Origin of the sequence: Pseudoalteromonas sp. TB64, assembly GCF_000498095.1 — a bacterium.
In the GTDB taxonomy this organism is placed as follows: domain Bacteria; phylum Pseudomonadota; class Gammaproteobacteria; order Enterobacterales; family Alteromonadaceae; genus Pseudoalteromonas.
Window position 1 is genome coordinate 1 of record NZ_AUTQ01000029.1, and the last position, 9759, is coordinate 9759.

Below are 9759 nucleotides of genomic sequence, written 5' to 3' on the forward strand. Positions count from 1 at the left end.
GATCGGCTTGACTCCAATCTTTTTTTACTCGCGCTAATTTTATATTTTTGCCAATTAATTTGTTTACATGAACCATTAAGATCAAACCCTATTTTTTAATAGGATGATCCCATATTGCCAATACAGCTCATATGCACTATATTACATAAAAAATGACTTATTAGTCATAATAAAGGAAGTGAGGTGATATATGGCAGATGTAAATTCTATTATTCATGAAATTATTGATTCAAAAAAAACAGTGTATATTTATTCTTCGAAGATATGTGATGATTTTACGAAATTAGAAATTGCTAAATACTTTCGCTTTGAGCAAATAGAAAAACTGGTTTCACTATATTTAGAAAAGCTTACAAAAAAATCTTTACTGATCATATCAACATACTCTAAAGGCATCAGATATAAAAAAACAGATTTATTCTACAAACCACATCACATACTTGAAGTAGAAAAGGAGCTGCATTTCAGTTTTGTTTTAGCTCTTGATATGCAGAAAGCACTATGTGATTTAGAGATGATAAAATGCAGAGCAACACTAGTTCCCTACAATATTGACGTAATATTAGGGAAAACTCTAGAAAAAGAAACCCAATTAGAGTATCTGATCAAAAAAGAAAGGGTATATTTTTTACAAAATAAGATATCTACAATTAACACGCTACTTGGCTTATATAAGCTCAATAGCTATTCTTTCGCTCAAAACAACTGAGCAAATACAAGAGTGTATTTATGTCACTTTTAAAGAATGAAATATTAAATAAAAACCCTAAAAGAACCTCAGAGATTGCTTTGCGTGTTTTTTTTAACATCATGACGAAATGGGAAGTTACAAAAAAGGAGCAAACGAATTTACTTGGTCAGTCATCTGAACAATTATTTAAAAGCTGGAAACAAGACATAATAATAACTTTATCCGATGATACTTTATTGCGTATTTCGTATGTCTTAGGAATATACAAAGCACTTGGAACGCTTTTTTCAGATAAAAAATTAGCTCATGCATGGATAACAAGAGAAAATCAGATATTTGACAACAGCTCTGCGTTAGATTTCATCTTAAAAGATAGCGCAAATAACTTACCTCAAGTAAGGAAATACTTAGATAGTCAAATCACAGATGAAATCATTAAAAATTAGTACCTTTCATTTTGCTCTGTATATAAATGAAAATAGTTAAAGCTCTCTTTAAACGTACTGTTGTAGTTTCAATTATTAATAAAACAGTATTAATTTAGAAGGCCTAGTTGCTCCCATAAAGACAATTGATTTTCTAACGGAACTATATGTCGCCATGTGCTGCCAACGATAGAGAAAATTATAATTGCACTACCGCCGTTTATGAAGTCTTCATCTGGTAGATATATTGCTTTTAAATTCCCTGAGCTGAATGAAAAATTAGGATCTAAATCTTCAAAAGCAAAGCTATCTAACTGTTTACTAAAATTTAAGTCCCGCTTAACGATATTTTCTACTGAACACCATCTGTCACCAATTGAGATAAAGTAATTATCTTCTTCTGAAGGTAGTGATATTAATTGATTCGTAAAGTCAGTTATAAGTTTATTATTAGAGAGCAGCGACAAAAACTCTATAAAACTTTCAGGCATCTTTTTCTTAATCACGTTTTATAAACCTATTAATTGTGTTTCACTCATTCAAATACATCTCCGCCATATCATCTAGCTTGGCTTTTACTTCTTTCCAATTAGGCATAACTTGGGTTAGCAAACGCCAGAAACGCTCGCTGTGGTTGTGTTCAGCTATATGGCAAAGCTCATGTAATATTACGTAGTCAATACACTCTTTCGGTGCTTTAACAAGGTGTGGATTGAGCATCAAGTTGCCTTTAGTTGAACAGCTTCCCCATTGCTTTTTCATCGCCATTACACGAAAAGAGGGAATGCCTGTTACCCACGTGGTTTTAGGTAGTAGTTCTGCAAGCCGTTCATGGAAAATGGCTTTTGCTTTATGTTGATACCATTTGTCGATTAGCGGCTTAATTTTCGCAGCGCGGCTATTTTGACTATCAGGGGCAAAATCTTTGCTCACTTCATGCTTGATTGTTACGTTCAATTTGCCACGGCTTAGCTTTACGTTAGGTACTTGCTCGGCATCAACAATTACCTTGAGTACATAGCGCTTACCTAAATAAAACTGGGTTTCGCCACTCACATATTGTTTATGTAGTACCATGTCTTTTTGCTTTGCAAAGTCATTAATACTTTGCCATATCCACCTTGCACGCTTGTACATGGCTTCTCGAATAGTATCTTCGCTTGTATCATGAGGCACGCTTGCCACAACACGTTGATCAGGGTGAACTTTTATAATGATTTTACGAGCTACTTTTTTAGCGGTATCACTAGGCTTTGTTTTACGAATAACGTCATAGCGAATGGTGTCGTTACCATAAGTAAAAACACCCTGTTCGTTGGTTGTTGTGCTACTTTTTTCAGAATGAATAGCAGCGGCAACAGAGTGCTTGCTCACTAAACGTCACCTCGTGATATACCTAAACGGGTCTTCTTCAACACTTCTTCAATTAGCTTTTGAGCGTTATCAAGGCCAAGCTCAGCGAACAGTAATGGTAATAACTTCATGTGAATGGCATTTTCAATTTCCGCAGGGTTAATGGAATACTCAGCAACCGCATCATTTACGACGGCATCAATATTAAAAGCAAGCGATACCAATTTCTCGTTATCCAGTGCCTTTTCAGTTAAAAGCTCACTATCAAACAAATGTTTGAACAGGCCAAAATAGGCTTGAGCATGTTTGTTTAACTTGCCGGCGTCATCCACAAAGTCACTTGGAACATCAGAGACTTTGCGGTCTTTTACTTCTTGTTCAAAATCAGCGAACAAGATGTACTGCTTAACAGGGGCATCAAACATGGCTCTAGCATCGTCAATGGCCTTTTTAAGCATTTTAGAAAAGTATTCTTGTGCATAAGGATCATCAGCTAAATCTTGCTCAATCATCTTGGTGATACGACCAGTAATTTTGTCCGTTTGGTTACGAGCCTCATCATCACTCAAATCTTGCGGCTTAACGCCTTTTCCTAAGTTGCCTACCAAGTAAGCTCCGTCAGGTTCTTTTACTTCAATGCCTGCTATGTGTTTGTCGAGTAAGCTACGGATGTCTTCAGCGTATTCATCGTAATTAATAGTTTCATCAGCATCTTCACGTACTTGTTTACGTAAATCTACAAAAGCTTTTAAATCACGCTTGTATAGGTCACGCTTGTTATCGAACGACTTATCTTCAAAGTAGGTCGCTGATTGCAGCGCTACTTTCATACAGTTTGAAAATGCCGTAAGTATAGAGTAAAAATCATCACGCTTTTTAAGGTTGGTATCGGTGAGCTTACCATCAACCTCATGTACTTTCGGTGCTAACGCTTGACGAAGCGCGGGGCCGTCTTGCTTGTTTTTAACCCCTTCAAATATCGCCCACAAATCACTGTGTAACCCCGGCAGTTTTTTATATTCCGTATCCATGCGGTTATATAAACCTTTCAGGTCGTCTATATCAAAGCCGCCTTGGGTGCGCTCCGCAAGGTCTTGGTACTTTTCTATGGTGGTATCAAGCTCTTTTAATATGCCTCGGTAGTCAATCAAGTAACCAAACTGCTTTTTGCTATGCAACCGGTTAACACGGGCAATGGCTTGGATCAAGTTGTGCTCTTTAAGGGGTTTGTCGATGTAAAGCACTGTGTTCTTTGGCTCGTCAAAGCCCGTTAGCAGCTTATCAACCACTATCATGATATCAGGGCCATCGTCTCTACCAAAGTCTTCAATAATGGCTTTGGTGTAGGCTTTTTCGTCCATTTTATCAACATTGGCCTTCCACCAATTTTGTACAATGTCTTTGCTTTCTTGATCAACTACATCGTGCCCCTCACGCGTATCAGGAGCCGACATCGCCACAACCGACGCCACAGTACCGATTTTATCTAACGCCTCTTTGTAGCGTATTGCAGAGGCTTTAGAATCACAGGCTAACTGGCCTTTTAAACCCTGATGCTTAAAGTTTTGAAAATGGTCGGCAATATCATAGGCAATTAACATAATGCGATCGGCAGTTTGATATATTTGACCTTTTTGCGAAAACTTTCTTTTTAAATCGGTTTTTTGTTTATCACTTAGCTTACTGGTACTACGATCAAACCACGCATCAATGGCTTTGTCGTTAACGTTTAGCTCTGGTATGCGCTCTTCATACAGCAGTGGGGTCACGGTTTTATCTTCAACTGCTTGCTGCATAGTGTAAGAGTGAATAATTTTACCGAATTTATTTTCGGTCTTATCGTCTTTTAATAGCGGCGTACCTGTAAAGGCAATAAAAGCGGCTTTAGGTAGCGTCTGCTGCATACGAATATTATTTTCACCGTTTTGGCTGCGGTGGCCTTCATCCACTAACACAATTATATTTGGGCTATCGTTGTAGCAGTCTTTGTGTTTTATTGCAGAGCCAAATTTATTAATAATCGAGAAAATAACGCGCTCGTTACCTTTACCAATTTGCTCTGCCAAACGCTTACCTGTGGTTGCCATTGCATCTTTTTTATCGCGGTCGGTGAGTACACCACCAGAGGCAAAAGTACGGCTTAGCTGGTCTTCTAGGTCTACACGGTCAGTTACAATAATTACGCGGCACTGCGCTAGCTCTTCAAGCCAAATAAGCGCCTTTGATAAAAACACCATTGTAAACGACTTACCACTGCCAGTGGTATGCCAAATAACACCGCCTTCACGTGCACCAGTATCATCAAACGTATTGATACGTTCTATAAGTGCTTTAATCCCAAACACTTGCTGATAACGCGCAACAATCTTGCCTGCTTTCTTATCAAACAGCGTAAATAGTCGGGTCATATCCAGTAGGCGCTCAGGGCGTAATAAACTTACAATGAGTCTGTCTTGGTCAGTAATCGTTAAATCACCCGCAGCAACAAGTGAAAGGTAATCAGCTTTATCCTTGGCTGAGCGATGATTAAACAGCATATTTAATTGCTCATCACTCAGTGTGTGGTTTTTAAGCCTTACAAACTCAGCTTCAGGAATATGCTCTTCTTTCCACTTCGCCCAAAACTTCTCAGGGGTGCCGCACGTTGCATACAAGCCCTCATGCCCATTTATGGCTAGCAGCAACTGGCTGTAGGCATATAAATGCGGTATTTCATCCTGCTTTTGGTTACGAATATGCTGAGAAATTGCCTCAGTATTGGTCGATTTACCTTCTTTGTTTGAGTCGGGCCGTTTTGCCTCAATCACCACTAATGGCAAACCATTCACAAAACACACAATGTCCGGTCTGCGGTTGCCTGTACCCTCGGCATTTTGTACAACTAATTCTTCGGTACAATGAAACGCATTGTTATCAATATTATGCCAATCAATCAGCTTAATAGTGGGGGATGCTTTTTTACCATCAATAAATTCAGTAACGCTCACGCCATACATTAGCGCATCATAAACCTTCTCGTTAGCGGCTTTTAATCCAAGGTTCATGGCAGGGTTTAGCTCATGCATGACCTTATCAATGGCCGCTTCTGATAGCGTATGCTGCTTACCTGCAAACGAAAACGTCTGTTTGGCTAAAAAGTCACGCATCACAGGTAACAACACCACCTGATGGGTACTTTTCTTATGGCTTGCTAATGTATTACTGCGTAAGGCTTCACATTCACTCGGTGGAATAAAGGTGTAACCTAGATTGTTTAAGAGGGTCAGTGCCGGGATTTTTGCGCTAAACTCTTCTTGAAAGTTAACAGAAGCATTACTCATGAGTTGCCTCCTTTACTTGTGTGAACTCACAAATATGAGACATGATTGACTCTGTATTCAGCAAAAAGATAATTGCCACCACAATTAACGAAAACCAAAAGGTTAATGGAATTTTATCTCTAAAAAGGCCAAATTCTTTGTGCTCTTCAATCCAACCTGTTTGTTGTTCCCAAAAAAACTTATAGTGGGCAAACCAAGTCGCAAATATTATGTGATTAGGTGAGCAGTTCTCATTAAATTTCTCTTCGATTAAACCAAGTCTGTATGAAAAATTAGTAAGTTCATCAGAAGCAGCTTTAACTTCATTATTTAGACGCTTTAAATCATTAAATAAATTAGTTAATTTATCCCCTTTGATTTTATAGTGTATCTTGTCACTATTTCGATTACTAACATAGAGACCGACAATACCCAAAACTAACAATGTACTGGAGATATCTTTTGTTGATAAAGATTCAAAAGCTAATGCATAGATACCAAAAGCCATTGATATGAAGCTTATTAAGCTAGGTATTTTCTCTATCAACTCATAACTAGCAAAGTGTAACTTAGCTGTATAGCCTACGTTGTATCCAGTTTCAGCAATGTGCTTTAATAAATCATTCTTTTCCATAACTCCCCTCACTGAATCGGCACATTAATTCTATCTTTCGCAACAACCACACCATTTTGAATCGCGAAGCACTCAACAATATGTTCACCTTTAAATGTGGTTGTTTCTCTTCTTTTTCTAAACCCATCATCTCTAAATATTTGACCTCGAACACAATCTTTTTTCTCCGCTTCAGTACCTCGGTTTAAAACCTTCCATTTAATAATGTATTCGCCTGGAACATTAATCTTCTCAACCATAAAGTCTAATCTTTTATTGGCTAATAAAGGAGTTCGGTTTGCGAGCATTTTGGTAAGAAAATCTGACCTAAAGCCGTTTTGAGTTACTTCGCATTCAATTTTAAGTGAGTATCGAATATCAACTGGGTGTAAGTCCTCAATAAACTGCTCAGTATTTTTAAAGGCTTTGAGTGACTTACTTTTTTGTACAGTTTGAGCTGCTGGAAAATTTCTACCAAAAACCTTTTTCCATTTGTTATTGGCAGAATCTTGTCCTCCAGCTTTTATCGCAGCTAAGCACAAATCATAAGCATCTAGAGTAGCACTTTGGAACTTTTCTTTAACTTTTACTTGTTGGCGACTACCTAAAGCTGCGTAATACTCTTTATTAGGTTCATCAGCCAAATATTTAAAGAAATCACGACACATCAAGTCATAATAAGCGTGAGTTTTGTTATCGTATTCGGTTGTCGAGTTTAAGAAATTGTATGCGAGCGTATCAATTAATAAGCCGCCCATGCCTACGCCATGCTTATTTTTCCACGCTCTAGCCATTTTACAAAGATGACGAAAGTTATTAGTTTTGTTATCAACAACATTTTTAACTTCATCAATCTCTTCTTTCGGTTTAGTGATCTTCCAACTTCCGCCATTATAAGTGTCGGGGTACTTAAAGCTTCCGTCGTCTTGTTTAAAAACAGGCTGAGCCTCGACCATAAAGTTGGTATAGACAATTTGAACAACCAATCGGTCAATCTTTACTTCAGTATTTGAGTATCGGGCTTTGATTGCGTCTCTGGTGTCTTCCAATAATTTGGATTGATCGTTTTTATAATCGTTCCACTTTGTACTCGGCATGACATAAAGCATATCCAAATCAGAAATACCCTTGATACCTGTCCACCTACCATATGAGCCAACTTGCAGCGTATTAGTAGTTTTAGATTCAGTACCTCTAAACTGTTTGTTCAATGAATTGGTAATTTCTCCATACCTCAAACTGATATTTGAGGCATTATCAACTTTTAGGTTGCTAAGAAAATCTTTGAACATTTCTGATGTAGTCATTTGTATCCTTACTTTAGATCTGTAGCTGAATGAGGATCAGTTCCATAACTGTTACCAGTACGAATTTGTCCATCTCTCCCGTGAACTTCGGTGTTAAACGGCTCGTAACTTTAGTTACTTTTGAATTGCCAGCATTTTACTGCTCAACTATCAGGGGGGATTAACAACGTGTGGATTTTTACCTTTTGACATTATGCGACCTCCTTTTCGTCAACTTTTACTCTGCGCTTGCCCGTTAACAGTTGCTGCATAAGCGCTTTTTTCTCTTGTTTTAAATCAGCGAGTTGTTGCTTTAATAGATCGATTTCTTTATCTGCATTGATGAGAGCAGTAGCTATTTTTTTTTGCTCTTCTAGCGTAGGTAATTTCAACTTAATTGATTTAAGAATGCTAAGGTTTAATCCACCACGGCCGCCATCACCTGTGGACATTGCTCTCAACTCTTTATAACGGCCGTCCAAGTTAAAATATAGATACTCCGAATCAAGTTTTTGTTCATTTGGCATAATTGCAGCGATGGACTGGTTTGTACAAAGTTTGATTCGATTTATGGCTACAGTGCCTCGAGTTTTTCCTTGCCCTGCAAGAGCTATAAGAATGCTATTTAATGGAATTTCTTTAGTGCTAGATTTCTTTAGGCCTAACTCTGTAATACGACCTTCAACTGAGCAAACTTGTTTAAGATTGACTTCACCTGAGTTCATCCAAGGGATTTCTCCACTCCAATACTCAGGATGTTTTGTGCTTGGTGTTCCTCCTGCTGTTAAATTTGCAACTGCACCAACTACTACTTCTTCCCACTCCCCCTCAAACGGTTTACCTGAATCATCAAGTAGGCGTTTTTTACCAGTGAGCAGTTGTTGCATCAGGGCTTTTTTCTGCTGTTTGCTGCTGTCGATTAGGCGTTCGGTGGCGCTAATCGCTTTATCCCAAGTGGATAGGATAGTGGCGATTTTGCGTTGTTCAGGGAGTGGTGGAGTATTGATCATTAGCTCTCCACAATCAGGTACTCGCATATGAGCAACCGTTCCACCGTTACTAAAATCTTCAATTTGTTTTTGGCAATATCCACTCATGAGTGAATAAAATAAAAATCGGTTATCCGATACTTCTGGTGCAGAGCGATACATCATAGTTCTTTGGCCAAGAAATATCCCCTTAGCATTCTCCAGAATTCCGGCCTCTCCAACCGGAGCCTCGCGAGTAAAAATTATATCCCCGTCTTTAGGAGCCCCCCTACGAATCCATTGTTTGTATATTTCCTCCTCAACAAACCTGACATTCTCAGTATCAACACGCCCGTTGCGTACATTAGTGGTTCGAATCATTTTAAAGGGAGTGACATAATCAACGTGCTTAGCAGTTTTATTTACGCAGTCAATTATCGATTCACACAGTTCTTTAATTGGCTTCCTTTCCCATCCATTAGGCACCATAACCCAACTCCTTTAAGTAACCTTCCATTTCTGCTTCAAGGGTTTGTAGCTCATTTTTCAGTTGCACACGTTCAGTACGTACTGCCACTAAATCAATTTCAGCTTCTTCTTCAAAGGTATCAACATAACGAGGGATGTTTAGATTAAAGTCGTTCTCGGCAATTTCGTCAACACTTGCTAGGTATGAGTATTTATCGGTAGTTTCACGTGCTTTGTAGGTCTCGATGACTTTTTGAATGTTGTCTGGCGTTAACTGGTTTTGGTTTTTGCCTGATTTAAACTCACGGCTTGCATCAATAAACAATACGTTGTTATCGTTTTTTTGTTTTTTGAAGATTAAGATGGCTGCAGGGATGCCTGTACCGAAGAATAACTTTTCAGGTAGGCCAATAACGGTATCAAGCAAGTTTTCTTCAATAAGTTGTTTACGGATTTTACCTTCACTTGATGCGCGAAATAACACACCATGTGGCACAACTACCGCCATACGCCCTGTATCTGGTTTTACCGTTTCAATCATATGGCTGATAAACGCGTAGTCACCTTTGGTTTTAGGTGGTACACCACGGCGGAAACGCCCATATGGATCGCTACTAGCATCGTCATGCCCCCATTTATCCAAACTAAACGGCGGG

At 38.6% G+C, this 9759-nt stretch carries 9 protein-coding genes; 2 read left to right on the forward strand and 7 right to left on the reverse strand.

What is annotated here, in order from left to right; genetic code table 11:
• Window positions 1-190: 190 nt before the first annotated feature.
• Window positions 191-709, forward strand: coding sequence for a hypothetical protein (locus L647_RS0100910; protein ID WP_024594456.1), 519 nt, complete (start codon window positions 191-193; stop codon window positions 707-709).
• A 20-nt stretch (window positions 710-729) separates the two neighbouring features.
• A complete protein-coding gene (locus tag L647_RS0100915) occupies window positions 730-1137 on the forward strand; it encodes a DUF2384 domain-containing protein (protein WP_024609536.1) in 408 nt (135 codons plus the stop codon).
• Window positions 1138-1226: 89 nt separating this feature from the next.
• Here the strand turns inward: L647_RS0100915 and L647_RS0100920 are convergent, their stop codons facing one another.
• From L647_RS0100920 to L647_RS0100950, 7 genes are all read right to left on the reverse strand, one after another.
• Complete coding sequence (locus L647_RS0100920) at window positions 1227-1622, reverse strand: hypothetical protein (RefSeq protein WP_139015413.1); 396 nt, start codon at window positions 1620-1622, stop codon at window positions 1227-1229.
• A 25-nt stretch (window positions 1623-1647) separates the two neighbouring features.
• Entirely contained in the window at window positions 1648-2490 is an 843-nt protein-coding gene (locus L647_RS0100925; RefSeq protein ID WP_024609538.1) for a SprT family zinc-dependent metalloprotease, read from the reverse strand.
• Window positions 2490-5789: an HsdR family type I site-specific deoxyribonuclease gene (locus L647_RS0100930; protein WP_024609539.1), complete on the reverse strand. Its 3300-nt coding sequence runs from the start codon at window positions 5787-5789 to the stop codon at window positions 2490-2492. The genes L647_RS0100925 and L647_RS0100930 overlap by 1 nt, the downstream gene beginning before the upstream one ends.
• Window positions 5782-6402 (reverse strand): SLATT domain-containing protein, encoded by a 621-nt coding sequence (locus L647_RS0100935; protein WP_024609540.1) that lies wholly within the window; start codon window positions 6400-6402, stop codon window positions 5782-5784. The genes L647_RS0100930 and L647_RS0100935 overlap by 8 nt, the downstream gene beginning before the upstream one ends.
• Window positions 6403-6410: 8 nt before the next feature.
• On the reverse strand, window positions 6411-7688 hold the full coding sequence (locus L647_RS0100940) for a nucleotidyltransferase (protein ID WP_024609541.1): 1278 nt from the start codon (window positions 7686-7688) through the stop codon (window positions 6411-6413).
• A gap of 191 nt (window positions 7689-7879) precedes the next feature.
• Window positions 7880-9124: a restriction endonuclease subunit S gene (locus tag L647_RS01000000123435; RefSeq protein ID WP_024609542.1), complete on the reverse strand. Its 1245-nt coding sequence runs from the start codon at window positions 9122-9124 to the stop codon at window positions 7880-7882.
• Window positions 9114-9759 (reverse strand): N-6 DNA methylase (locus L647_RS0100950; protein WP_024609543.1); only part of this gene is annotated, 646 nt, incomplete at its 5' end. The genes L647_RS01000000123435 and L647_RS0100950, both read right to left, overlap by 11 nt.